General features: G+C 35.4%; 29 protein-coding genes and 3 pseudogenes. 27 read left to right on the forward strand and 5 right to left on the reverse strand.

Annotation, left to right across the window (positions count from 1 at the left end; genetic code table 11):
• Positions 1-194: 194 nt before the first annotated feature.
• The 23 genes and pseudogenes from ABOA58_RS02380 to ABOA58_RS02490 all read left to right on the forward strand — a co-directional run bounded on the left by ABOA58_RS02380 (position 195) and on the right by ABOA58_RS02490 (position 14,109).
• Positions 195-1,259: a hypothetical protein gene (locus ABOA58_RS02380; protein WP_350301053.1), complete on the forward strand. Its 1,065-nt coding sequence runs from the start codon at positions 195-197 to the stop codon at positions 1,257-1,259.
• 11 nt (positions 1,260-1,270) lie between these two features.
• Positions 1,271-1,522 carry a hypothetical protein gene (locus tag ABOA58_RS02385; protein WP_350301054.1) on the forward strand — a complete coding sequence of 84 codons (252 nt, stop codon included), beginning with the start codon at positions 1,271-1,273 and terminating at the stop codon, positions 1,520-1,522.
• Positions 1,523-2,384: 862 nt separating this feature from the next.
• Positions 2,385-2,924 (forward strand): annotated as a pseudogene (locus ABOA58_RS02390) (DUF2247 family protein).
• 387 nt (positions 2,925-3,311) lie between these two features.
• Positions 3,312-3,428: pseudogene (locus ABOA58_RS02395) on the forward strand (Imm3 family immunity protein); the annotation flags it as partial.
• 377 nt (positions 3,429-3,805) lie between these two features.
• Positions 3,806-3,970, forward strand: coding sequence for an ADP-ribosylglycohydrolase (locus tag ABOA58_RS02400; RefSeq protein ID WP_350301055.1), 165 nt, complete (start codon positions 3,806-3,808; stop codon positions 3,968-3,970).
• Between the two features lie 34 nt (positions 3,971-4,004).
• Positions 4,005-4,262: a hypothetical protein gene (locus tag ABOA58_RS02405; protein WP_350301056.1), complete on the forward strand. Its 258-nt coding sequence runs from the start codon at positions 4,005-4,007 to the stop codon at positions 4,260-4,262.
• 115 nt (positions 4,263-4,377) lie between these two features.
• A complete protein-coding gene (locus ABOA58_RS02410; RefSeq protein ID WP_350301057.1) occupies positions 4,378-4,800 on the forward strand; it encodes a hypothetical protein in 423 nt (140 codons plus the stop codon).
• 452 nt (positions 4,801-5,252) lie between these two features.
• A pseudogene (locus ABOA58_RS02415) lies at positions 5,253-5,439 on the forward strand (deaminase domain-containing protein); the annotation flags it as partial.
• A 28-nt stretch (positions 5,440-5,467) separates the two neighbouring features.
• Positions 5,468-5,824: an Imm3 family immunity protein gene (locus ABOA58_RS02420; protein WP_350301058.1), complete on the forward strand. Its 357-nt coding sequence runs from the start codon at positions 5,468-5,470 to the stop codon at positions 5,822-5,824.
• Positions 5,825-6,000: 176 nt separating this feature from the next.
• The gene (locus tag ABOA58_RS02425) at positions 6,001-6,435 is read left to right on the forward strand and encodes a hypothetical protein (RefSeq protein ID WP_350301059.1); all 435 of its coding nucleotides are present in this window, start codon (positions 6,001-6,003) and stop codon (positions 6,433-6,435) included.
• Positions 6,436-6,584: 149 nt separating this feature from the next.
• Positions 6,585-6,824 carry a hypothetical protein gene (locus ABOA58_RS02430; protein ID WP_350301060.1) on the forward strand — a complete coding sequence of 80 codons (240 nt, stop codon included), beginning with the start codon at positions 6,585-6,587 and terminating at the stop codon, positions 6,822-6,824.
• Positions 6,825-7,109: 285 nt separating this feature from the next.
• A complete protein-coding gene (locus ABOA58_RS02435) occupies positions 7,110-7,265 on the forward strand; it encodes a deaminase domain-containing protein (protein ID WP_350302771.1) in 156 nt (51 codons plus the stop codon).
• 27 nt (positions 7,266-7,292) lie between these two features.
• Entirely contained in the window at positions 7,293-7,649 is a 357-nt protein-coding gene (locus ABOA58_RS02440; protein WP_350301061.1) for an Imm3 family immunity protein, read from the forward strand.
• Between the two features lie 293 nt (positions 7,650-7,942).
• On the forward strand, positions 7,943-8,965 hold the full coding sequence (locus ABOA58_RS02445) for an ADP-ribosylglycohydrolase family protein (RefSeq protein ID WP_350301062.1): 1,023 nt from the start codon (positions 7,943-7,945) through the stop codon (positions 8,963-8,965).
• A 129-nt stretch (positions 8,966-9,094) separates the two neighbouring features.
• On the forward strand, positions 9,095-9,484 hold the full coding sequence (locus ABOA58_RS02450) for a hypothetical protein (protein WP_350301063.1): 390 nt from the start codon (positions 9,095-9,097) through the stop codon (positions 9,482-9,484).
• 108 nt (positions 9,485-9,592) lie between these two features.
• Entirely contained in the window at positions 9,593-9,868 is a 276-nt protein-coding gene (locus ABOA58_RS02455; protein ID WP_350301064.1) for a hypothetical protein, read from the forward strand.
• A gap of 247 nt (positions 9,869-10,115) precedes the next feature.
• The gene (locus ABOA58_RS02460) at positions 10,116-11,138 is read left to right on the forward strand and encodes an ADP-ribosylglycohydrolase family protein (RefSeq protein ID WP_350301065.1); all 1,023 of its coding nucleotides are present in this window, start codon (positions 10,116-10,118) and stop codon (positions 11,136-11,138) included.
• Positions 11,139-11,286: 148 nt separating this feature from the next.
• Positions 11,287-11,673, forward strand: a complete 387-nt coding sequence (locus ABOA58_RS02465; protein ID WP_350301066.1) for a hypothetical protein — start codon at positions 11,287-11,289, stop codon at positions 11,671-11,673.
• A 145-nt stretch (positions 11,674-11,818) separates the two neighbouring features.
• Complete coding sequence (locus ABOA58_RS02470; RefSeq protein WP_350301067.1) at positions 11,819-12,238, forward strand: hypothetical protein; 420 nt, start codon at positions 11,819-11,821, stop codon at positions 12,236-12,238.
• A gap of 109 nt (positions 12,239-12,347) precedes the next feature.
• Positions 12,348-12,575, forward strand: a complete 228-nt coding sequence (locus ABOA58_RS02475) for a hypothetical protein (protein WP_230161384.1) — start codon at positions 12,348-12,350, stop codon at positions 12,573-12,575.
• A gap of 59 nt (positions 12,576-12,634) precedes the next feature.
• The gene (locus tag ABOA58_RS02480) at positions 12,635-13,120 is read left to right on the forward strand and encodes a hypothetical protein (protein WP_350301068.1); all 486 of its coding nucleotides are present in this window, start codon (positions 12,635-12,637) and stop codon (positions 13,118-13,120) included.
• A gap of 152 nt (positions 13,121-13,272) precedes the next feature.
• On the forward strand, positions 13,273-13,602 hold the full coding sequence (locus ABOA58_RS02485; protein ID WP_350301069.1) for a hypothetical protein: 330 nt from the start codon (positions 13,273-13,275) through the stop codon (positions 13,600-13,602).
• A 120-nt stretch (positions 13,603-13,722) separates the two neighbouring features.
• The gene (locus tag ABOA58_RS02490) at positions 13,723-14,109 is read left to right on the forward strand and encodes a hypothetical protein (RefSeq protein WP_350301070.1); all 387 of its coding nucleotides are present in this window, start codon (positions 13,723-13,725) and stop codon (positions 14,107-14,109) included.
• 133 nt (positions 14,110-14,242) lie between these two features.
• On the opposite strand, the gene ABOA58_RS02495 is transcribed toward ABOA58_RS02490, so the two are convergent.
• The gene (locus tag ABOA58_RS02495) at positions 14,243-15,499 is read right to left on the reverse strand and encodes a DUF445 domain-containing protein (RefSeq protein ID WP_350301071.1); all 1,257 of its coding nucleotides are present in this window, start codon (positions 15,497-15,499) and stop codon (positions 14,243-14,245) included.
• Between the two features lie 292 nt (positions 15,500-15,791).
• Positions 15,792-16,769, reverse strand: a complete 978-nt coding sequence (locus ABOA58_RS02500) for a bile acid:sodium symporter family protein (RefSeq protein ID WP_137018575.1) — start codon at positions 16,767-16,769, stop codon at positions 15,792-15,794.
• 320 nt (positions 16,770-17,089) lie between these two features.
• On the opposite strand from ABOA58_RS02500, the gene ABOA58_RS02505 reads away from it, so the two are divergent.
• The 4 genes from ABOA58_RS02505 (at position 17,090) to ABOA58_RS02520 (ending at position 21,015) form a co-directional block, all read left to right on the forward strand.
• Complete coding sequence (locus ABOA58_RS02505) at positions 17,090-17,767, forward strand: response regulator transcription factor (RefSeq protein ID WP_350301072.1); 678 nt, start codon at positions 17,090-17,092, stop codon at positions 17,765-17,767.
• Positions 17,764-19,143 (forward strand): sensor histidine kinase, encoded by a 1,380-nt coding sequence (locus ABOA58_RS02510; protein ID WP_350301073.1) that lies wholly within the window; start codon positions 17,764-17,766, stop codon positions 19,141-19,143. The genes ABOA58_RS02505 and ABOA58_RS02510 overlap by 4 nt, the downstream gene beginning before the upstream one ends.
• 91 nt (positions 19,144-19,234) lie before the next feature.
• Positions 19,235-20,341 (forward strand): ABC transporter permease, encoded by a 1,107-nt coding sequence (locus ABOA58_RS02515; RefSeq protein ID WP_350301074.1) that lies wholly within the window; start codon positions 19,235-19,237, stop codon positions 20,339-20,341.
• The gene (locus ABOA58_RS02520) at positions 20,338-21,015 is read left to right on the forward strand and encodes an ABC transporter ATP-binding protein (RefSeq protein WP_350301075.1); all 678 of its coding nucleotides are present in this window, start codon (positions 20,338-20,340) and stop codon (positions 21,013-21,015) included. Before ABOA58_RS02515 ends, ABOA58_RS02520 begins: the two co-directional genes overlap by 4 nt.
• Before the next feature lie 175 nt (positions 21,016-21,190).
• Here the strand turns inward: ABOA58_RS02520 and bioC are convergent, their stop codons facing one another.
• From bioC to bioF, 3 genes are read right to left on the reverse strand one after another with little or no spacing between them, the layout of a single operon-like run.
• On the reverse strand, positions 21,191-22,012 hold the full coding sequence (gene bioC, locus ABOA58_RS02525) for a malonyl-ACP O-methyltransferase BioC (protein ID WP_350301076.1): 822 nt from the start codon (positions 22,010-22,012) through the stop codon (positions 21,191-21,193).
• Positions 22,005-22,751: an alpha/beta fold hydrolase gene (locus ABOA58_RS02530; RefSeq protein WP_350301077.1), complete on the reverse strand. Its 747-nt coding sequence runs from the start codon at positions 22,749-22,751 to the stop codon at positions 22,005-22,007. Before ABOA58_RS02530 ends, bioC begins: the two co-directional genes overlap by 8 nt.
• The gene (bioF, locus tag ABOA58_RS02535; protein WP_350301078.1) at positions 22,748-23,947 is read right to left on the reverse strand and encodes an 8-amino-7-oxononanoate synthase; all 1,200 of its coding nucleotides are present in this window, start codon (positions 23,945-23,947) and stop codon (positions 22,748-22,750) included. Before bioF ends, ABOA58_RS02530 begins: the two co-directional genes overlap by 4 nt.
• Between the last annotated feature and the right edge of the window lie 217 nt (positions 23,948-24,164).

Here is a 24,164-nt window from a genome sequence, read left to right on the forward strand (position 1 = left end):
AAAAACGGATAATTACTTTGTAAATTGAGAATCCATGAGTTGGACCATCGAAGCTATAACGATATTTATTTAAGAAAATAAGAACGATAACTAGGCGAGATGACATTTTAAACGATTGAAGTATTGTCACAGGGAACAATCAAAAAATTAACGAGATGAAACAATCTCGTAGGTTTAAACATAAGATTAAGCACTTGTTTGTCTTTTTGGCAACAAGTGCTTTTACATTTTACGCTGAAATTTTTCCCCCTACCAGTAAGAAATATATACAAAAGCAGGTACAGAAGGTTCAAGCTACAATAACAGACATAGCGAGATCAGGAAAAAACACGTTAAAAAATATAGGTGAAGAACTAGGCAAAAAAGAAATTCCTAAACGGATAAGTATGGAACAAATCTACCTCGCAGGAGGACCAACCCTTCGCCAAGTTGTGATGGAAAAGCAGACAATTAAGGAAGCCTATCAGAAATTTACGGTTAAGGATAGCAAAGTAGAGGGTGTTTCAGGGGAGAGTTTTTCTAAGGGTACGGATGATCTAAAGTTTAAGAATGTTGGGGAGTATTTTAATAGTATCAATAATATTGGAAAACGAGATGATTTAACGAGTGAACAGAAGCTTGTAAAGATTCACGAAGCATATGCCGCATTAGAAGTAAAAGGTGATGTTACTGTTGTTAAAGGCACAAAATTCCTTCGTCCAGAAGGGTTTGGTCGAAATGGTAGAATGATTGTGGATTGGCCAGATAAAATGGGGTTTGTAGAAGAATCCATCCAGCCAATTGATAGAAATAGTCCGTTACCAGAAAGATGGGATAGAGTAGGTGGAAAAGGTGGAGAGAATTTCACCACTTTACCTCATAATGGTATTCCATACACATATGATCAAAGTGCAATACCGTATATAGAAAACCCTGCTGCAAGGCACGTTGGGCATTTTAATAATGAATCTTATTTTGAATCTATTGATGCAGTCAAAAGTGGAAATCTTGAAGAGTTAAATCGAATTGTAGTGGCCAATGGAAGAAGAGCAATTTCTGATTCAGAATTTGCTGATTTTAAGGCTTATTATGACGATTTCCAAGATAGAGTACAAAAATTTATTGGAAATACAGATACTACTTACGGAGTGAAAGGTACTGCTGCTTCCTGGACTAGTAGCTCTACAGGTGAGAAGTTAATGAATGGTGGAGCAGAACAAATTGTAACGCCATTAAATGGTGAGATGCTAGAGATTATAGGAGTTATACCTAAATACTAGGAGGGCTAGACGTGACAAAACAAGAGTTCTTAAATAGATATGAAGCTGAAAAACTAAATATTGGTGAATATATTATGGTACTAGATACTATAACGGATGAGTCGCTAGTAATAGGATGTGCACATGATCAAGGAGTGTGGAAAGTTTATAAAACAAGAGAGAGAGGAGGTCACTATATAATTAAAGAAATTTCTAGTGAAAATGAAGCATTTGATTTTCTTTATGAGTTAATATTAAGTAGACATAACAGAATTAATAATTAAAATTTGCATTAGCTGGGAAAGTGTAAAAACACCACTTATTATTCAATTTATATTTTGCATACAGGAATGACCGAACTTGTAGCAAAACATGTACAGGTAATTGAAAAACAAAGCATATTTGAAGTGTACAAAAAAAGAAAAGGCCATTTTGAAGAATCGACTCTATGATGGTTGTACCATCATAAGCTAGTGTTTGCACCACCATATTCTGACAAGATAAAATAAGACACACGAGCTTAGGCGAGATGACATTTTATTGTATGGCGGGTACAAAGACATGGAATGTATAGTAAACTAACGAATGCACACAAGCTCGTACGTTTTAAAAGTATTACTTGTCAGGAGACACAAAAGCTGTCATACTTTTTTTACAATGCAATGAAACTTACAAACTTAAAACGAACATTGAAAATTATAAAATTTACAAACTTAAAGCACTTGATTGTCACTTATGGCAACGAGTGCTTTTTTGCGTTTTGTTTTAGAAACAAGTAGGTACACGTATAATTTTATAAGTGTACTAAGTGTTAAATTTATACACTGTAATTGGCTTTATACAGTGTACGACACTACTAGAGAAAAAACGATAAAAAAAATTAAGGGTTGTATTATTTTTTGAAGTCATCGTACAGTACGTTTTAACGGATTTACGTTACGAACACGTTATCCGCAAAAAACGGGTAAACGTTACAGGGACTGTAATTGCTGTAACGGAATGAGAGAATAACAACTGTTAAGGACCAAAATGGAATATTTGAGTGGATTGTTGAGCCGACCAAAGGAGTTACACATAGAAGATTTATTCCTAATGGGCAAATTACAGGTTCTCCAAATCAAAGACCATAAAGTTAAGGTGGTTCAAATGGATATTTCTGTAGATATTTTCAAGAAAAACAAAATAAAGTACGATTGGAGAACACTATATGTGGGATTAGAACTTAATCTAATAGAATATAGTGACATAGTTAATTATGCAGTTGGATTTTTAGCTAACCATCCAGAAATTAGCAATCAAAACATTATTCAGCTAGCTTGGGGTGTGGATGATTTTGATTACGAGAATTTACTAGTAGATATATTAAAAGAGTCACATATCAATTATTTGAACCTGGACGCCGATGTTTGGCAATTTTAAAAAAGAAAATGGAGATTTGGTATACTGGCTTATTTAAAAATGAAACATCAAGATGATTACGAGGGATTATTAAACAAGGTTGCTGAAGTGTATGCTGATTTTAATTATCCCGAAGACATGGATAGCTTTATTAATTATCTGGAACCAAAAGACGGCTTTAATCCTTCACAATACTCGAAAGAAGAGAATGTAGTCAGATTAATAAACTTATTTAATGACTTTCTGAACAAAGAACACCAATATTTACAAAATGATAATACCTTTTAGGCTTTTGACCTTGATTAGCAAAATGCTAGTCAAGGTTTTTTTATGATTTAATCATTTAGGTTAAAAGCCTCATATTTGATTCAAAAGTTCATAATGGTAAATAGACTTACGAGATTGGTTGTAGTGACATTTAAATAAATCAACCACACTAACTACTCGATTTATATTTAGAATGACAAAGCTCGTAATATACTAAAGGTAATAATATATAGGCGAATAGGCAAGTTAACACAAAATTAAATATGTGGATTTTTTGAATGGAACAAAACGAAAATAATTTGTTTGAAAATTGAGACATCATAAAGGTTGTACCATCATGAAGTTTTGTTGAAATACTTTGATTGGGTTACAGGACCTTAACTTAATTTTTATTGGAGGAGAAAACTAATGAAAGATTGGGAGAATAATGAATTATTTGATGCAATTCAGGAGACATATGAAGAGTTGTTAGATGAAGATAGGGGATATAGGTATGCTATAGCAAAACTAGCTGATGAATTTGATACGAATAAAAAAAGTAATAGAAGGACTAAGAAATGCAGAGGTTGATTATAATTCCTCAGCAGAATAGCATGTGAAAGAAAAATATTTAATGATGCAGTGTTAACCTTGAGTGTCTAAAGCCATTCAAGGTTTTTTAATAAAATGGACAGTTTTAAATCTTTGTATGATACCTACGATGGTTAGCAGGTAATTTGGAAATGCGAAATGATTTTGCTCTTGTATTTAATTGGAAAGATATTATAGTGGTTGTAGTATAGGTGTTAGCATACATAAAAACAAAGTATGAATTTAATCAATCAGTAGGGCAATTGTTAAGCAAGGGTACTGAGAAATGGTACTTAAACAAAAAGTAGGTGTAATGAATGGTAGGCAGAAGAATGGTAGACAGATGGGAAGACGATAACAAGATTTTTATGAGTTTAGCCATTAAGAAAAGATTATTACCGAGTCTGTATGGCGGTAATATTGGCGACATGCTTGGTGTCCCAGTTCCCAAAAAGGGGAAACTGCAGAAAGTTTTGGGTCAACAGGAGGTAGAATAAAATCCGTACTTTTGTTCTACTTAGGAGGAATAGTATGAATATAGATGATGCTAAGAAAATAATTCAAAATGAAGAATTAGAAAATTATTGTTTTTTTTGTAAGGAGACTTCCAATGAAGGTGAAGTAGTTAGTGAAAAAGATGGTCATGAGTGGAGGGTATACGCAAACGACGAGAGAGCAACAAAAACAGGGGAGAAAATATACAAAGCAGAAATTGAAGCCTTACATGATTTTATCGAGAGGATAAGAGGAGACAAAGCAATGAGAATGTACTTTAAAAGTTTATTGTAAATATGAAAAGATATTAAAAGAGGCTCCAAGTGTTATTAAACAATTTCAAATTAACTAAAGCTGAACATAGTGAAGCGATGAAATGCTGATTTATTTTTGAAATGAGGATTCGCTAATGAATAACTTGAATAATGGAATATTGATAATAGAGGGATTTGAAGTAAAACAAGCTACAAATTTAGATTTTTTTGAGAAGTCATTTGCAACAAATCCTAATTTTGAGGTTAGGAAAAGGCAGTCTGATGAAGCAACTGTTGGTTCTTTAAGGCCTATACAGTTGGGAAGTAAAAAATTTTCTGTTAGAATATCTTTCGAAAATAACATAATACAGGGAATACGTTTAAAAGTTAGTGATCCATCCATTAACCAATGGGACTATGAAGAAAAACTATCTCAGCATGGTGAATGGCTTACAGAGCAAATTGGGTATCCAGAAGGTATATTGTCTGAAAATGTATTTGAATGGGGTAAGATTACCCAATGGTATGATCCAAGGTCATGTGATGCAGGAATCAGCATAATTTATTTCCAAAGATAAACTGAAGAAAAGTGTATAACTGAAGCGTGTAAGAATATAACTCGAATTATTTCTTCAAAGTTGAGCATAAAAAAGAAAATGTATAATAAGGATAGGGGAAAATCCGGTCATACTAAGCGAGGAGATCTTAACAAATTACTGTTAAGGTCTTTTTGTTTTTAGTCTCGAGAAAAGAAATCTTGCAATTGATAATTATTATACTGGAAACAAAGCAAAGTCTAGAGAGTTGATAATACGTACTATAATGCAATTTTATAAATGATTTTTGTATTGATAACCCAAGAGGTTCTGTAAACAAAATAAATTCTATTAATCAATTTAAAAAAAGTAGGGAACAAGCAATCCTCATAGTACTGAAAATGCTATTGCTAATTGGTATTCTCAATATAAAGCTTTTCAATCAAAGCCTGAATTGGTTGCTTTATGCAATGAAATAGGAATGGCTATGGTGTTATAAAATACTAAATGACATTGCTTCTAGGCTTGGAGAGAATACAAAAGCTAATGGGGAAATTAAGTTATTTACAGAATTAGATACTTGTGACAGTTGAGGTAAAGTCATAGCAGAGTTTGCTGGCTAAATTTAAAAATATTGAATTAGAAGTCATACACAACAATGGTAATAGAATTATTTCTTAAACTTAATTTTTATTGGAGGAGAAAACTAATGAAAGATTGGGAGTATAATGAATTATTTGATGCAATTCAGGAGACATATGAAGAGTTGTTAGATGAAGATAGGGGATATAGGTATGCTATAGCAAAACTAGCTGATGAATTTGATAACTTAGGCAAGATAGAAGATGTTATTGTTGATACAGCTATTGGAGAAATTGCAATCGGCCATGAAAAAGTTTTTGTTGGGCGCATTGAAGGTATAACAAAGAGGTTAAGCATGTTTAACCCACAAGAAGCAGAAGATGAGTTAACATTAGAGGAAATAAAAGACTTATCGAGACGAATAAATAAAGTAATAGAAGGATTAAGAAATGCAGAGGTTGATTATAATCCTTCAGCAGAATAGCGATATTTATTAAGGATTGATTACATTAGCGGGTTATATAAAAGTAAAAAGCTCATGGTGGTTGAACCATCATGGAGTATTGTGTGCAATGATAGAAAAATCATAAAATTCTGAAATCTCCTTTGAAGAATATAGTAAAATAATGAATTCAATTAAATGAAAATGAGGTGTTTAATTTGGATGGATTAACAGGTGATATTTTAGTGAAAGGAAAAATACTTAATGGAAATACAAATAAACAGGCTTTTTGTATAAATTTTCAAAATGAACTACTATCAAGCGATATACTGAATGCTATGTTTGTTTTTAAAGACGCAATTATGTTAGATGGAATTTATTTTTGGGTTGTAGTTAACTTTCAAAATGATAAAGTTTCTCGTATTGAACTCGACAATGCTGATGAAAGTTTGAAAAATATTTACAATAATTGGTCTGATTATAAAGCTAAAAAAAAGAAAGCGATACATGATAAATGGGTAGAAGAGATATTAGGAAAACCAGATATTAAAAAAGGAGACTCATTAATTTATAATAGAACTTGGGGAGAAGTCACTTCATTTGAAGATAAGAAAAGTGGACAAGTAGAGATCTGGATCAGTTATAAAAAATGACACAGAAAACTGAATCTAGCTATAATAAAATAAAACCTTGAGTGGCCAAAGCCATTCAAGGTTTTTTAATGAATTGAAATGATACTCCAATTAACGTGAAAGCCCTGGAGGATATCAGGGATATTACTTAAATAAAGGAGGTTGGTAAAATGACACGAAATGAATATGAAAATAAGATAAAAGAGTTAGGTATAGATTTGCAAGAACTTAATATTGTTATTGGAAGAAAAACTAATGTACCATTTTCAACAGGTTGTTACTTTGAAGATGGAGATTGGATATTGTGTGATGTGGACGAAAAACAAAATATTTCAATTATCGAAAAGAGTAATGAGGATCGAATTTTCAAATATTTATATATGATAACGTTGGGGAAAATAGGGAAGTAGAATTATAGGTGATAACAAATATTAATTTTAATCCCTAGTCTAGTCTAATCATCCCAAAGCTCCAATTGCATGGGTAAAGGATTCAAAGAGAACATGAGCTTTGAATCCCTGGGTTATAAGACAGATGCATATCATTTAAGCGAAATAAGGCGGTATCGTTCCTGATATTTATTTACAATCTGATACCTTTATTTTTAAGGCATCAGAAGCTACAGGTCAAGATGGTAAACATATATAAGAGATTCTGATACTGAATATAAAATTCTAAATGATATTGCTTTTAGGATAGGTGATAATACTCAGGTTTCTGGGGATATAAAATTATTTACTGAATTAGATACTTGTACTAGTTGTAATAGAGTTATTGCGGAAGTTTCAGCTAAATACCCTAATATAAGTTTAGAAGTTATACACAACAATGGGGAAAGAATTAAACCATAAAAATCAATTTTTATAGGAGGGATTTGAGTGGAAGATTGGGAGTACAATGAAATATTCGAGGTAATTAATGAGGACTATAATGACTTTTTATCCCTAAATAGAGGATATGAATATGCAATTGCAAGGACGAAAAATGAGTATGTAAACCTTGGGAAAACAGAAGATTTTATCGTTGATACTGCTGTAGGTGAAATATTGCTATCACAAGACAAGGTTTATATTGGATATATTGAAGGTATTACAAAAAGGTTAAGCATGTTTAATCCACAAGAAGCAGAAGATGACTTAACATTAGAGGAAATAAAAGACTTATCGAAACGAATAAAAAAAGTAATAGAAGGACTAAGAAATGCAGAGGTTGATTATAATTCCTCAGCAGAATAGCATATGAAAGAAAAATATTTAATAATGCAGTGTTAACCTTGAGTGGCTAAAGACATTCAAGGTTTTTGAATAATGGACAGTTTTAAATCTTTGTATGATACCTACGATGGTTAGCAGGTAATTTGGAAATGCGAACTGATTTTGCTCTTGTATTTAAATGGAAAGATATTATAGTGGTTGTAGTATAGGTGTTAGCATACATAAAAACAAAGTATGAATTTAATCAATCAGTAGGGCAATTGTTAAGCAAGGGTACTGAGAAAGGGTACTTAAACAAAAAGTAGGTGTAATGAATGACAGGCAGAAGAATGGTAGACAGATGGGAAGACGATAGTAAAAGTTTTTTGAGATTTAATCTAAAAAAAAGAATGTTACCAAGTCTGTATGGCGGTATTGTTGGAGACTTGCTTGGTGTTCCAGTTGAATTTAAAAAAAGAGGGACTTTTGCTATTAATGGTATAACGGGATATGGAACCTATAATCAGCCGCCAGGCACTTGGTCGGACGATACTTCATTAACTTTATGTTTAATTGAAAACTTAATTGAAGAAAGCGATTCAGCAGAGCTAATGCAAAAATTCGTTCAATATATGGAATCTGGCTATTGGACACCACATCATGAAATGTTTGATATTGGCAGAACGACCAGTGAAGCCATAATCAAGTTTAAAAATGGAACGCCAGCGCCAGAATGTGGCGGAAATGCCATGTTTGATAATGGGAATGGGGCGTTGATGAGGATCGCTCCAGTGGCATTTATCCTCTTTAATAACTTTAATTTCATTGAAAAAATCCAAACCATTAAAAAATATATGGAAGTTACACATTCTCATCCGCGTTCTGTGGTAGGTTCCATTATTTATGTCGAGTTTTTACTTAGACTTTATTATAATAATTCTCCTGAAGTTTCAAAAAGGGAGATAAAAGAACTTTTTGATGAGAATTTTGAAAAAGATCATATATACCAAAAAGAGCTGCAATCCTATTCAAGAATTTTTGAAGAAGATTTCTTTTCATTACCACAAGAAGAAATTCAGTCAGGTGGTTATGTCGTTCATACGTTGGAAGCAGCCATTTGGTGCTTAGGAAATTCAGATTCGTTTAGCGATGCCGTTTTAAAAGCAGTGAATCTAGGGGATGATACGGATACAGTAGGTGCCATTACGGGAACATTGGCAGGTATGTACTATAAAATGGACGACATTCCTAAAGAATGGCTTGAGAAAATCACCAGAAAAGAAGATATTGATCAATTAATCGAGAAATTCCTTAGTTTTTGTGCAGATAAAGCAATTAAAGAAGAGTATGGGGATTGATGTAAATCACCCACCCTATAAAAGTCCTTTATAGGGTTTTTTTATGTCCAGAGTCCAGTTTATGCTATGTTAAACGGGAAGCGAAGCAGTTTATTTTTGGTGATGGAAAATTAATAATGGAGTGGGAAAATGATAAGAAAAGGTGAGTATACGATCTATAATGGGAAAGAGTATAGATTCATAGAATCTGATACAGTGGAAGCTATTGAATTAATTAGTAATGATAAAAATGAAATGAACAATGGCTTTACTTATTACAAAAATAATATATACACGAAAATAGTAGGTGTAGATGAAGTTAAAGAATTATATTCTATTAATCCCTATGCTGTATATAAGGGAGAGATCTTTCCAGCATCTGAAGAAAGAAAAAACGGAAAATTATTGTTGGATACAACAAACACTGAACTTGCTAAAAAGATGGGGTTTGAACGAACCGATAAATATATGTACTCCAAATCTGTGGAACGGGATGAAGTGGAGATAATCGAGGAGAGGAAACCCTATTCATTAGATTAGTTTCCTCATTTCAAACACGATTAATATTTATTGCACTATACCCTCTAATGAGCTTTGGAACTGTTTTGTTAAGGGTCTTCTTTATAGGCGAGTAGATAGGAGGATAAAATGGATAAGAAAAAGCAGTTAATCGATCAAATAAAAGTTGTAATATATAATCTTGAAAAAGAATTTTGTAATGAAATTACTAGCGGCGTTTTACAACTTATATTTAAAAGATATAAGAATGCATTGGATGTAATGGAGAATAATGAAGATATAAGAGAATTAAATATTATTGGTGGCGTGAGGGCTTATATGGATAGTTATAGTGACTATCAAAATCCGTTATTAGGAGAATTACATAAAGCTGAAAAATTAAATATAGAATTATTTAATACTTGATAAAGTTAATTAAAATTAGTTTATAGGTTGAATCTATGATCCGTGAGTTGACAATTTTAAGGTTGTAAATAGAATAACAACTTATTATATAAGTAGTTGTTAGCTGCTTACTTTTGAAAAATTAGTGAATTCCCTGATGAGGCCGAATTACTTCTCAATGCAGGTCAAGAATTGTTCATTAAAGAAGCGTGAAGATGCAAATGGTATGCATCTTATACTAGACTTTATTAAAAAGTAGGTGTAATGAATGACAGGCAGAAGAATGGTAGACAGATGGGAAGACGATAACAAGATTTTTATGAGTTTAGCTATTAAGAAAAGAGTATTACCGAGTCTGTATGGCGGTATTATTGGAGACATGCTTGGTGTCCCAGTTGAATTTAAAAAAAGAGGGACGTTTACTATTGATGATATAACGGGATATGGAACGTATAATCAGCCACCAGGCACTTGGTCGGATGATACTTCGTTAACTTTATGTTTAATTGAAAACTTAATTGAAAAAAGCGATTCAGCGGAGCTAATACAAAAATTCGTTCAGTATATGGAATCTGGTTATTGGACACCACATCATGAAATGTTCGATATTGGCAGAACGACCAGTGAAGCCATAACCAAGTTTAAAAGTGGAACGCCAGCGCCAGAATGTGGCGGAAATGCAATGTTTGATAATGGGAATGGGGCGTTGATGAGGGTCGCTCCAGTAGCATTTATCCTTATTAATAACTTTAATTTCATTGAAAAAATCCAAACCATTAAAAAGTATACGGAAGTAACCCATGCACATCCGCGTTCTGTGGTAGGTTCCATTATTTATGTCGAGTTTTTACTTAGACTTTATTATAATAATTCTCCTGAAGATGCAATAAGACAAACAAAAAAACTTTTTGATGAGAATTTTGATAAAGATCATATATACCAAAAAGAGCTGCAATCCTATTCAAGAATTTTTGAAGAAGGTTTCTTTTCATTACCACAAGAAGAAATTTTGTCAGATGGTTATGTCGTTCATACGTTGGAAGCAGCCATTTGGTGCTTAGGAAATTCAGATTCGTTTAGCGATGCCGTTTTAAAAGCAGTGAATCTAGGAGATGATACGGATACAGTAGGTGCCATTACGGGAACAATGGCAGGTATGTACTATAAAATCGACGACATTCCTAAAGAATGGCTTGAGAAAATCACCAGAAAAGAAGATATTGATCAATTAATCGAGAAATTCCTTAGTTTTTGTGCAGATAAAGCAATTAAAGAAGAGTATGGAGATTGATGTAAATCACCCATATTACATAAAAAAACCCCTATAAAAGACTTTTATAGGGGTTTTTTATGTCCAGAATCCAGTATATGCTATGTTAAACGGGAAGCGAAGCAGTTTGAATTTGGGTGATAGAAAAATTAAATAATGGAGTGGAGAAATGATAAGAAAAGGTGAGTATACGATCTATAATGGGAAAGAGTATAGATTCATAGAATCTAAAAGCAAAGGATTTATAGAACTAATAAGCAATAACAAGGAAGACATGAACTATGGATTTACCCATTATAAAAAGAATATTTTTACAAAAGTTCTTTCTTTAAATGAAGTAGAAAAGCTATTTTTAATTCATTCTTTTGCAAAATATAAAGGAGAATTATTTGGAGCTTCTAATGGTGGAAATGGGAAAATTATTCTAGCAACTCCTCATTTAAAACTAGCTGAAAGATATGGCTTTAAACGTACAGATAAATATCTTTATTCTAAAAATGTAAATTTAGATGAAGTTGAAATAATAGAAGAGCGAAAACTGTTTTCGTTAGATTAAAAATAAATCGTAACAATCAGTAAGACTTACGAAGAGATACAGGATACAAGTGTTATCAAAATGAAAAATTTAAAATAACTTAAGAATAAGATTACAGATCAAAAAAATTTCAATTTTTTGGAAAGGAACGGAAGGGGATTAAGGGATGAGTAATCTGAAAAAGGGAGAGTTAGAAATAGAAGGTGTTTTTATTTTTCCTAACTGTAAATTGGATGATATAAAAACAAAAGAATCTTCAAGTATGTTTAAATCTATAACCCTTGATAGTCATAATAAATCTTTAAGGTTTTTAAAGGCACCTAAATTAGGTAGCAAATATTTTAATGTCCGATTATCATTTGAAAATAATTTAATATCGGGAATTAATTTGAAAGTAAATGATCCATCCATTAACCAATGGGACTATGAAGAAAAACTATCTCAGCATGGTGAATGGCTTACAGAGCAAATTGGGTATCCAGAAGGCATATTGTCTGAAAATTTATTTGAATGGGGTAAGATTACGCAATGGTATGATCCAAGGTCATGTGATGCAGGAATCAGCATACTATATTTTCAAAGATAAAAAGAAAAAGGTGTATATCTGAATCGTGTAAAAAGATAACTCATTTTATATTTCTTGAGGTGAAGCATCTAAAAGAAAATGTACATAATTTGAGGGGGAGGAAAGCAATTTGAAAAAAACAGAATTGGAGAAATTATTAATTAAAGATAATGTTCCAAAAAATCTATATAGCCTTAATGGTGGACTACCTAATGAGGTGCTTTGCTTAAATAAAAGAGATAATATTTTGGAAGTCTATTATAGTGAACGTGGGTTGAAATCACATTTAAAGAAATTTGATACAGAAGATGAAGCATGTGAATATTTTTATAAAACAGTTTTGGAACTTCTGAATTAATATTCATTTTTCAATACAAGATATTAAATGAGAACAAGTTAGACGAGGTGAAGCTAAAGATGAAATATGCCATATATAATCATAAGGATTACCTCTTGAATATCCGTAACGACAGGTTAAGACTAAGAACCCATGAACCTGAACAAGGATTTCGTGAACTTATTGATCAAACAGGGAATATGACAAATCTGTTTATCAAGGATGTGACTAAAGAGGAAGTTGATTTAGTTTATGAACTAAAGTTTTTGGTAGCTTACAAAGGTAAAGAGTTTGAGCCATATTCATTGGGCAGGCATATCTTGGATGAAAATGAGATTTCGTTATTTAGTATGGATAGTAATGATGTAGACTGCTATGGATTCGAAAAGCAAGAGCAATTTGTTTTTAAAAAGGACGTGCCTCTTGACGACATAGAAGCGATTATTGAGATGAAAAAACCAATATTAATATTTGAAGATTTACCTGAAACCAGGAAGGTTATACCAAGGGGAGAAACTAGAGACTATATAATGAAGCTGGATAGTTTATACAATGGAAATTCCTAAAGAACTAATATAAATAAGGGTCTAGCGGGCTTATTAAGCTGGAATCTATTCAGGTGGAGAGAATCAAATTTTTGTGTCGGAACCTTGGGAAGTAAGTATTTAAAAGTGGTGGATGAAGTTCCAATAAAATGACTGTATTATGGGGGATAAACTTGGAGCAAACATTATTAGTTATTAAAGATGCTTATGTTCGTTTGGTGAAAATATTAACAAAAGAAAAAAAAGATTTAGAACATATAATACGACAAGCTAAAGCCTCAATTGAGTTGATTGAAATATGCTTATTGGATTGTGAATCAGCAGAGCAATATCGTAAAACTATGATGGAATTGAGTGGCATCTATCATGATATAAATAAACCTAGAGTGGGTTTATCTGATTATTTTATTTGGGATGATAACTATGACAAGAGAATCGTTGCTAATAACGAATTAGATGGAATAAAAGATATTTTATTAAAAGAATTTAAAAGGGACAATTAATTTTATCAAGAGTATTTCCCGCTAATAAAAGACTTTAACATAAGTTGAAATGATTGTTTCCCGATGAATGAAATGCAATTTAATTTTGATGATAATTACTACCTCAAAATGGAGGAACCTATGATAAGAAAAGGAAAGTATGCAATACATAATGGTAGCGAGTATAGTTTTAGTCTACTGGAAGATAAGTCTATAAAGTTAATAAGTAATAAACATGCTGATCTATCTCAAGGTTTCAAACATTTAGATGAAAAAATCTATATAAAAAATGTTTCTGTAGAAGAGGTAGAAAATTTATTTAAGATAAATTCGAAGGCAAAATATAAGGGAGAGATGTTTCAAGCATCTGAAGATAGAAAAACAGGTAAAGTGCTTTTGGATACCACCAACACTGAACTTGCCAAAAAGATGGGGTTTGAACGAACAGATAAATATATGTACACCAAATCTGTGGAATGGGATGAAGTGGCGATAATCGAGGAGAGGAAACCCTATTCATTAGATTAATTTCCTCATTGAAAAGCCCTTAAGGTTAAGGGCTTTTCAATGAGGGGTATCAAACTACAGGCAACGAATCAGCCCCAGTTGATTTGGTAACGACAGTATACTGCAGTTACCAAATCGCCCGAAGGTGCCTGGATTATAATAGCCTAAGCAGAGCCTGTGCACCTGTTAGGATAAGCCCTATTATAAAACCGCAGACCGCTCCGTTCACCCGAATCCACTGTAAATCTTTTCCTACACCATTTTCCATCATATCAATCAGCGTTTCGTTGTCTAGCTTATCTAAATTTTCTTGTACAAGATTGCCGATCTGCGTATGATTATTTTCAATGAGAACAGTAATTTGTTTCTGTATCCAATTATCGATGTGGGTGCTATTTTCCTTTATGTTGTCCAGTACGTGATGAATCATTGGAGTCAGATAAGTATCCATGAAATGTTCATCTTCGACGAAATCCAATGCTTCTTGTTGAATTTGTTGTAGACTTCCCTTTATTGTCGCCTCAGGCTCCCATTTTGTCAGAAGTTGATTTTTCCATTTTTCAACTCCTTCTAACAGTTCCGGGTTATGGTTAATGCCTTGTATCTCTTTCCTGATATATAAGATTAAAGCCTCTCTATTTGGTTCTTTCTCGTTTTGTAAATTATTTACGACACTTAATAATAGGTTTTGTATGATATTCCCAAGTTTCTCTTCGTTAAGTAGACTTTGAATGGACTTAACGGCGAACTGAAGCATACCTTCCAGTTCAATCTTACTGAGTACATCCATGGAAACAGTGCCAAGTCGGTGACTGGTTTCTTTTTTTCCTAACCAATCTTCAGCTTTTTTCAAAACATGATCCAAAGCCTTCTTATCAAACTCTTCGTTAAGTAACTGTGAAGTTACTAAATGTAGCAACTTGCTCATGTCTATGCTAGAAAGTGATGATTTAATTTTTTTTGCAACGAAAGGTGTAATCTTTTCTATATCTATATAACCAATCATTTGCTTGATTAGTTTAATCAGGACTTTTCTAAAAGTATCACTTTGAATCTCTTTTCCTAAAATAGGGATCAATTTTTCAGTAAAAGAAATATGTTTTACTTTGTCCTGAATGCTTTCCTTAGAAAGCCAGTCGTTTTTTAACATCGAAACAAGTGCATTTGTCATTCTTTTACGATTGTTGGGCAAAAGCGCTGTATGGGGGATTGGTAATCCAAGCGGATGGCGGAATAATGCAGTGACTGCAAACCAATCTGCCAATCCGCCGACTAAACCAGCCTCAAACCCTCCATGTAATAAATCTAAAGGCAATGAACCTTGAAATGGAGTGGTTGCAATATAACCCGCCCCCATGATAATTAGTGAATATCTAGCTATTTTTCTTGAAGATTTTATTTTTGGTGACATTATATTCCCTCATCCTTAAAATGATAGTCAATTACTATAACCCGAATCATTAGCAAATTTTATAACTTACTTTCATCTAGTAGTATAGCAGGTAGTTCAAAAAAATAACCACAACAAGGCAGTAAGTTCATTAATTTTGGGCATTGAATATTTGTTATTTTCCCTTGAATGTTCAATATTCAGATGGTTAATGCACAAAAAAAGCCGATTCACTCAATCGGCTCAATTTACTAATTTAATTAAGGAGGCAAAAAACTCTCCGGATTATTTGTTTTGGTTCATCTCCAACATATTATGATGCGTCTGTTTTTATCGAATTATTTTTAACGGTCCCTACTTTTTTCTTATCTTTCATGCGACTGAAAATAAAGGCTAGAACGGAGCCTGATATATTATGCCAAACACTGAAGATGGCACTAGGTACAGCGGCCAAAGGCGAGAAGTGGGCTGTGGCTATAGCTACACCTAAACCAGAGTTCTGCATACCAACCTCCATTGCAACAGCTTTCTGTTTGGCTAAATCCATTCCGCATAAACGAGCAAAGAAAAAGCCGAGTAAAAAGCCAAGAACATTATGAAGAACGACTACTGCAAAAATCAGCAAACCTGTTTTAGCCAGCTGAGCTTGGCTGCCAGCTACTACGGCAGATACAATCAGGACGATTGAAATGACTGATACTAGAGGTAAAGCCTTTGCACCGGCCTCTGCTTGTTTGCCGAAAAACTTTTTAACGATGAATCCAAGCAGCAGTGGGATGATCACCACTTGAATGATCGAAATGAATAACGACCCAATACTGATATTGACCCATTTACTTGCCAAGAGCAGAATAAGCAGGGGAGTTACGATAGGTGCTAGAATAGTGGAAACAGAAGCAATGGCAACTGCAAGCGCAACATTTCCTCTCGCAAGAAACACCATGACATTTGAAGCTGTTCCACTAGGGCAACATCCTACCAAAATAACACCAACAGCCACTTCTTTGGGCAAATCGAACCCTATTGCTAATACAAATGCCAATAAGGGCATAATGATAAAATGTCCTGCTACCCCTAGTGCGACTTCTTTCGGCCGTCGGAATACTTCTTTAAAATCCGATGCTGATAATGTAAGTCCCATGCCAAACATGACAATTCCCAATAATGGAACAATATAGGCTCCAATCCATATAAAATGATTAGGTAAGATATACGCAATAACTGCAAATAAAATGACCCATAAGGTAAACGTTTTACCAGCAAATCCGCTGATTTTCTCTACTACTCCCATAGTGACCTCCTAGATGTTTTAAAATAAAACAATTATAATTTATATTCAGAATATTTAAAACCCTTTTGGGCAATAAAAATATCATTACGGCTGAACTAGTATGAATATGACGATTTACTATAGGAAAAAAGCGGACAGGGTTTTTAGATTCTGTTCGCTTTTTTACTTTATCTTTTTAAAAAAATAAGAGGGTGCTGTATATTAGTGGCAAACTAGTTTATAAGGAACTGAGTTAGAATTAGTATTTGTTGTTTTACATGTTTAATTATTGCTATTGTATGTTTAGCCAGGGCTATAAAAGAAGTGGAGATGTGGTTTCTTTGATACATATATTAATTGCGGATGATGATCGGCATATTCGGGAGTTGCTTAAATTTCACTTGGAAAAGGAAGGGTACATGGTATTCGAAGCGAAGGACGGGAATGAAGCTTCCTTGCTACTGGAGAAGGAACGGATCCATCTGGCTGTTGTCGATATTATGATGCCGTATAAAAACGGACTGGATCTTTGTAAGGAAATCCGGGATCAATATGATCTGCCCGTAATTTTATTGACAGCTAAAGATCAACTTATCGATAAGGAAAAGGGGTACTTTGCAGGTACGGATGATTACCTAGTAAAGCCGTTTGAGCCAAGGGAACTTCTATTTCGGATAAAAGCGCTAATGCGAAGGTACCGTCTGGTGAATTCTGAATCGATATCATTGAATCAAACTGTGATTGACCGTAAAAGTTACGAAGTGCGAATAAAGGGGAATACGCTGCTCCTGCCGCTTAAGGAATTTGAGCTGCTGGCTCAGCTGGGGAGTTTTCCAGATCAGGTCTTTACGCGTGAGCAGCTTATTGAACTGGTTTGGGGTGCTGATTTTGCAGGGGATGATCGAACGGTTGATGTCCATGTTAAACGGTTGAGGGAACGTTTTGCCGGGCGGACCGATGACTTTGTCATAACGACTGTCCGTGGATTAGGTTATAAACTGGAGGTCAACAAGAAGTGAAAACACTCTATTTCAGGATAGTTATTCAAACCATTTTGATCATGGTGCTTGCCAGTGTCATCGCTTTTTTAATTTCCAATGTTTATTATCATCAGGTTCAAAAACCCAACAATGGTGAGAAAATAAGCAAAGTCGCAAGTGAGATTGTCTCCTTATATGAGGAGAATCCTGATCAGGATATTGATGCGTATTTAAACCATATTGCAGGTTTGCACTATCAAATGTATCTATTTAATGAGCAGGGTGAAGGAACTTTATATGGTGAGCCGTTTCGGGAAGCGAGTTTGGATCGCGACACGATATCAGGAGTTTTGAACGGGAAAACCTATCAAGGGATCGCCAATTATAATAATGGGTTATTTATTACCGGATTTTTTGAAGATGTTTTAATTAATAGCATTGGGGTCCCAATTAATGTGGATGGCGAGAAATATGCCTTGTTTGTAAGGCCGAATATAGAGCTGCAGTTTGGAGAGTTCCGCTTTTACCTTTCTGTTTTGCTCGTACTTACGCTCCTGCTCAGTTTTTTATTTGTTATTATTAACACGCGTTTCATCGTTAAGCCAATTACGAAATTAACAGAAGCTACAAAGAGAATCGCTGATGGGGATTATAGTAGTGAATTGAATGTCACCCGCAGTGATGAAATTGGGGATTTGGCTCAACATTTCTCGAAAATGACTCAAAGCATACAGCGGTTAGATGATATGAGACAGGAATTCGTTTCAAATGTTTCTCATGAAATTCAATCTCCGCTTGCATCCATCCAAGGTTTTTCTCAAACCCTCCAATCGGAGGAATTAACAAAAGAACAAAGAAATCAGTACTTGTCCATCATTGAAAAAGAAAGCAGGCGCATGTCATCGTTAAGCAAACAGCTGCTCATGCTTGCTTCGTTGGATAAAGCAGAAGATCCGCTGCAACGGACAAATTTTGATTTAGCGCAGCAAATCCGGCAAGTGTTGTTGATGCTGGAATGGAATTGGCGGGAAAAAGATATGGTGATCGAAATGGATTTGCCGTCAACCGTCATTTCTGCAGATGAAAAACTTTTAAATCAAGTTTGGACGAATTTGATAACCAATAGCATTAAATACTCGGAAAGCGGCAGTTCGATCGATATTCGGATTAAAAGAATAGGCAGTGCTGTTGAAGTGATTATCGCGGATACGGGCATCGGAATTCCAGAAGAAGACCTCCCTTATATCCTTGATCGCTTTTATAAAGTCGACAAAGTGAGGAACAGGAGTGAAACCGGAAGCGGCTTAGGACTTTCGATTACGAGGAAGACGGTTGAACTTCATGGGGGAATGATCGAAGTTCAAAGCGAACTTGGTAAAGGGACCACTTTTTATATACGGCTGCCCCTTATGTAATCAGTTGTTCATCTTCCATTCATATTGATTGTTTACAATCGGGTCATACCGATTCAATGATCGGTAAACAAAAGGAAAGGGAGATGAAATGATGTTTTTGGCAATACGTGAACTAAAGCATTCAAAATTACGTTATCTGCTGATTGGACTGATCATGATATTGGTCGCTTTGCTTGTGTTTATCATTTCAGGATTAGCTAATGGACTTTCTTCAGATAATGCTTCATCCATACAAAACATGAAGGCCGACTATTTTGTTATGGAGCATGACTCTAAAAATAAATTGAACCGATCGATCATATCGATGGAAAATCTAGATGAAATCCGGGCTTCTTCGGATGTTAAAGCAGCCGAAGGACTTGGGCAAATGATGATCACATTGAATAAAGTCGGCTCTTCGGAGAAAACGGATGTCACGATTTTTGCGACCGATGCCAGTGGTATTTTAGCACCGAAGGTCATAGAAGGAACGAGCTATGACAATAAGAAACAAGGTGAAGTCGTTGCAGATCGTTCTTTGAAGGAAGTCGGTTATAAATTGGGTGATTCACTCAAAGATGACCTATCTGGTAAGATTTTCACCATTGTTGGTTTTACTGAAAAGCAGTCTTATAGCCATACACCGGTAGTTTACATGAATGTTACGGGGTGGCAGGAGATTAACCCAGCATTGAAAAATCAAGGAAAAGACTCAATCAGCACAATAGCCGTGCAAATGGATTCGAAGTCAGAAGAGAATGTACGTGAATCATTGCCTGAAGGCGTAACGCTCATTTCGAAAGAAGAATCACTTCAAAGTATACCAGGGTTCAAAGAGGAACAGGGCACATTGACGATGATGATTGTCTTCTTGTTTGTCATTGCAGCTTTCGTTTTGGCAGTATTCTTTTATGTGATTACCTTACAGAAGACGAATCAATTTGGTGTCCTTAAGGCACTCGGGGCAAATACGGGCTACCTGGCAAAAAGCATCGTTGGTCAAGTAACGCTGCTTGCCGTGACATGCATCGCCATCAGTGTTGCACTGACATATGTCGTCACTTTAATCATGCCAGAAGGAATGCCATTTGAATTGAGTACCGACTTGGTCATTAAATACTCCGTGTTACTTTTGGTTGTATCCATATTGGGTTCGCTGCTATCACTATACCGAGTAGCGAAGATAGATGCGATCGAAGCAATTGGGAGGGTATCATGATGGGGGATAAACTATTATTTGAAAACGTCAGTAAGATTTATGGGGAAGGCGTTAATAAGGTGATAGCCCTTGATAATATTTCCCTGAATGTGAGAGCGGGGGAATTCGTCGCCATCGTGGGTCCTTCAGGCTCAGGAAAAAGTACTTTCCTATCAATAGCAGGTGCGTTACTATCCCCGAGCAAAGGTCGCTTACTGCTGAATGGTGGGGATATTACAACACTATCCCCAAAAGAATTGACTCGAGTGCGCCTTGAAAAGATCGGGTTTGTATTCCAATCGTCGAATCTTGTGCCATATCTCTCCGTACGAGATCAGCTTCTGCTACTTTCTGAACTGATTGGCAAGCGAGATAAAAAAACTGTGAAAAAAGCGGACGAATTGCTTAGCCACCTTGGACTTGGACATCGGGCAGATCACCTGCCAGAAGCACTGTCGGGCGGTGAGCGGCAGCGTGTAGCCATCGCCCGTTCGCTGATGAATGATCCAGAAATCATTTTAGCGGATGAACCAACGGCAAGTCTTGATTCCAAAAGAGGCAGGGATGTTGTTGAAATGCTTGCACATGAGGTGAAATCAAGAAATAAAGCGGCCATCATGGTAACGCACGATGAAAGAATGTTAGATTTATGTGATCGAGTGGTCAATATTACAGATGGCAAGGTATTTGGATGAAGTTATACGTAAAAGGCCGCCGCCTCTCCAAAGGAATTAGGAGTGGCGGCGGCCTGAATTGCTTGAAGGGAATGGTTAATACAGTAAGCGGTTGGAATACTAGTCGTTACCTTTATATAAACGATTTGCAATTATGTATAATACTTTGCTTGTATCCCAGATGGTTATCTTCGGATTAATCATGTTTTTTTATTTTAAAAAACAAGCAGTGATAGGTTGCTTTCACACCTGATTGATTTCGGTATTGTGTGTCGTAAATGTTGATTAACTCTCGAAAAAAGGAAGGGCGCTGGCAATAGTTTTCTTTGTTGCTGTTAGCAGCACCAATCTTTTTAATTGAAGTGAAAAATTCACGTACTGTCTGAAAGTACTCCAGTTCAAGCTTTTCTATTTTTGTTATCTCGATTGGGACTGCTGATGAATAGGGGATTGCAGCTTCACAAATCTGAGATAATTCTTCCAGAGTGTAAAACATTTGGCCTGGTGAACTATCCATGGAAAGCTGAAGCTTTTCCTTCGCATGTTCATATGACCTATGAAGCTCTTGAAAGGTATCTATTCCGAACGTTGAAAATATCAGGTTTCCTTCGGCCGTTAATCGTGTAAACAGTTTTTCAAGGGTTGCAGGAAGAGCATTCAGCCATTGAAACGTTGCATTGGAAATAATCAAGTCGTAATTTTCATTAAGCGCCATTTCTTCAATATCCGTACATAAAAATGTAACACGGTCCTCCTTTGTCATTCCTTTCGCCACTTCAACCATTCCTGGTGCAATATCAACAGCCGTAATGGCGGCATTAGGGAATGTTTTGAGGAGTAACCTGGTTAAGTAACCGGTGCCGCAGCCGATTTCAAGAATATTGATTTTATGATTGGTGTTTTTTTGAGGAAGCAAATCCACTAATTGTTTTGCCATGTTTTTTTGAACATTGGCATACGCATCATATGTTTTCGCGTGTTCACTGAACCGCTTGCTTAACAATCGTTTATCAATCATGAACGTACTCCTTTTGAATAAATGTTTTTATATGCTCCATACATTCCTGAGGTTTTGTGAGAAATGGAATATGGCCAGCACCTTCAATAATATGAAGCTCGGCTTTCCCACCCAGATTTTCTTTAATGAAGGATGAGGCTTCAAGTGGACAAATTTTGTCTTCCCTCCCATGAAGCAATATAAAGGGGGCTTCAATCCGGTCGAGTCTTGCTCTAGCATCTTTCTGAAGTAAATAATCCAGACCAATCAGAAGCGAAAACACATCATCTCCATGAAACTCGCGTTGAATTGTGTTGATGAATTGATTATGAAAACCTGCTTCTTTTTCAGCATCGGAAAACATTGCTTCATAGAAGGAAGACAAAGTCTTCTCTTTATTGCGCTGCAGTTGTTTCTTCATGCGCTCGACCATTCGTGGATCCCAGCCAAATGAATAATTTTTTCCTGTAGTGAACCGACTGGTTGCGCCAAAAAGGATAAAACCGTTTATTTTTTCTCGATACGAACTTGAAAGTTCAAGTGATACTAGTGATCCTAATGACCAACTCAGTAAATAAACAGGACCATCGAGGGAAGCGATTGAGTCCATGACTCGTTCTTCAAAGTCATTTAGTGCTTTCATATCTCTCCAATCTATAAATGAAAGGTGAAATATTTCTGACAGCGGTTTGATTAACGGTTGAAACGCATCTTTTTCCATTCCCCAGCCAGGAAGCACGACTAAATTCGGCTGTTTCATTCAACAACACCCATTTCTTTTCCAATGATCGAAACTTTTTCAACTGCCCAATCAAGATCTTTTTTATCGTGGAGAGCCGTTACGGTAAACCGGATTCTCGCTTCATTTTCAGGAACGGTCGGCGGCCTGACAGCGATAGCGGCAATTCCTTCTTTCTGCAAACGTGCGGCAAATTCCATCGCTTTTTCGTTTTCCCCGATGACGATAGGAACAATTTGTGATTGGCTTCCGCAAATATTAAACCCGTAATATGTGAGTTCTTGTCTAAAGTGTTCTGAGTGTGTTTGGAGCAGTGAGCGGCGTTCTGGTTCTTGCTGTACAAGTTCAATCGCTGTTTTTATAGCACCGAGTATGGCCGGGGGGAGTGCAGTTGAATATATGAATCCGCGCATGCGATTTTTTAAATAGTCGATGAGCCATTTTTTCCCGACAACATAGGCCCCGAATGAACCGAGCGCTTTACTGAATGTTCCCATTTGGATATCTATTTTATTTTGAAGATGGAGGTGACCGGCATAGCCTTCACCGTTTTTACCGTAGATGCCGCTTCCATGTGCTTCATCTGTCATTAACAGTGCGTTATAACGTTCCTTTAACCGAACAAGGTCTTCAAGAAAAGCAAAGTCACCATCCATACTGAAGACCGTATCCGTCACGATTAATTTACGTGCTTCAATCGGTGATTTTTTCAAAGATGCTTCTAAGTGGTCTAAATCATTATGACGATAGCGTATATGCTTTGCACGGCTTAAAAGAGCTCCATCGACAATGCTTGCATGATTCAATCTATCGCTATAAATAATATCGTTACGGGACAGCAGGGTGGAGATTATTCCAAGGTTCGCGTTATATCCACTGTTGATGATGAGTCCTGCTTCGGCTTTCTTCCAATTGACAAGAGCTTGTTCCGCCTGCTCGTAAAGAGGATGATTGCCAACAATTAAACGTGAAGCCGTTGCTCCTGCACCATATGTAAGTACTGCATCAACCATAGCCTTTTTCAGCCGCTCATCTCCTGCATATCCTAAATAGTTATTAGAAGCCAGATTAAGCATCCTGCACCCGTTGATCGTAAGCCAAGGCTGCTCGGCACATACGGTTGATACGAGTTCACGCTTTTGCGAAATCTCTTCTAAATGAGCGAGTTCTTTTTTTATTTTTTCTTCCCAACAAGGTAATTGTTTTTCACTGTACATGGCCATTCTCCTTTTTTATATGTCAACTAAAATTGATATAAGTTAACATATAAAACATTCTAATCATGACTCAATGAAACTGTCAAGCTTTGAAAAGGAGCATGAGAATAAATTAATAATCCATTAATCTCGGAGAAATCAAGGGTCAAAAAAAGCTGGTTGGTTATTTTGATCCAAGCCAGAACATTTAAGGAGAATCGGGCAGCGGCTTTGTTAA

The organism is Peribacillus frigoritolerans, from assembly GCF_040250305.1.
Classification (GTDB): domain Bacteria; phylum Bacillota; class Bacilli; order Bacillales; family DSM-1321; genus Peribacillus.

Coding starts and splice junctions, on each gene's coding strand:
- ABOA58_RS02455 (WP_350301064.1), top strand. CDS start 9,593: ATGGATAAGAAAAAGCAGTTAATCGATCAAATAAAAGTTGTAATATAT.
- ABOA58_RS02520 (WP_350301075.1), top strand. CDS start 20,338: ATGATGGGGGATAAACTATTATTTGAAAACGTCAGTAAGATTTATGGG.
- ABOA58_RS02465 (WP_350301066.1), top strand. CDS start 11,287: ATGATAAGAAAAGGTGAGTATACGATCTATAATGGGAAAGAGTATAGA.
- ABOA58_RS02420 (WP_350301058.1), top strand. CDS start 5,468: ATGAAAGATTGGGAGTATAATGAATTATTTGATGCAATTCAGGAGACA.
- ABOA58_RS02490 (WP_350301070.1), top strand. CDS start 13,723: ATGATAAGAAAAGGAAAGTATGCAATACATAATGGTAGCGAGTATAGT.
- ABOA58_RS02460 (WP_350301065.1), top strand. CDS start 10,116: ATGACAGGCAGAAGAATGGTAGACAGATGGGAAGACGATAACAAGATT.
- ABOA58_RS02405 (WP_350301056.1), top strand. CDS start 4,005: ATGAATATAGATGATGCTAAGAAAATAATTCAAAATGAAGAATTAGAA.
- ABOA58_RS02500 (WP_137018575.1), bottom strand. CDS start 16,769: ATGGGAGTAGTAGAGAAAATCAGCGGATTTGCTGGTAAAACGTTTACC.
- ABOA58_RS02495 (WP_350301071.1), bottom strand. CDS start 15,499: ATGTCACCAAAAATAAAATCTTCAAGAAAAATAGCTAGATATTCACTA.
- ABOA58_RS02430 (WP_350301060.1), top strand. CDS start 6,585: ATGACACGAAATGAATATGAAAATAAGATAAAAGAGTTAGGTATAGAT.
- bioF (WP_350301078.1), bottom strand. CDS start 23,947: ATGTACAGTGAAAAACAATTACCTTGTTGGGAAGAAAAAATAAAAAAA.
- ABOA58_RS02400 (WP_350301055.1), top strand. CDS start 3,806: ATGGTAGACAGATGGGAAGACGATAACAAGATTTTTATGAGTTTAGCC.
- ABOA58_RS02530 (WP_350301077.1), bottom strand. CDS start 22,751: ATGAAACAGCCGAATTTAGTCGTGCTTCCTGGCTGGGGAATGGAAAAA.
- ABOA58_RS02470 (WP_350301067.1), top strand. CDS start 11,819: ATGAGTAATCTGAAAAAGGGAGAGTTAGAAATAGAAGGTGTTTTTATT.
- ABOA58_RS02410 (WP_350301057.1), top strand. CDS start 4,378: ATGAATAACTTGAATAATGGAATATTGATAATAGAGGGATTTGAAGTA.
- ABOA58_RS02445 (WP_350301062.1), top strand. CDS start 7,943: ATGACAGGCAGAAGAATGGTAGACAGATGGGAAGACGATAGTAAAAGT.
- bioC (WP_350301076.1), bottom strand. CDS start 22,012: ATGATTGATAAACGATTGTTAAGCAAGCGGTTCAGTGAACACGCGAAA.
- ABOA58_RS02450 (WP_350301063.1), top strand. CDS start 9,095: ATGATAAGAAAAGGTGAGTATACGATCTATAATGGGAAAGAGTATAGA.
- ABOA58_RS02515 (WP_350301074.1), top strand. CDS start 19,235: ATGTTTTTGGCAATACGTGAACTAAAGCATTCAAAATTACGTTATCTG.
- ABOA58_RS02480 (WP_350301068.1), top strand. CDS start 12,635: ATGAAATATGCCATATATAATCATAAGGATTACCTCTTGAATATCCGT.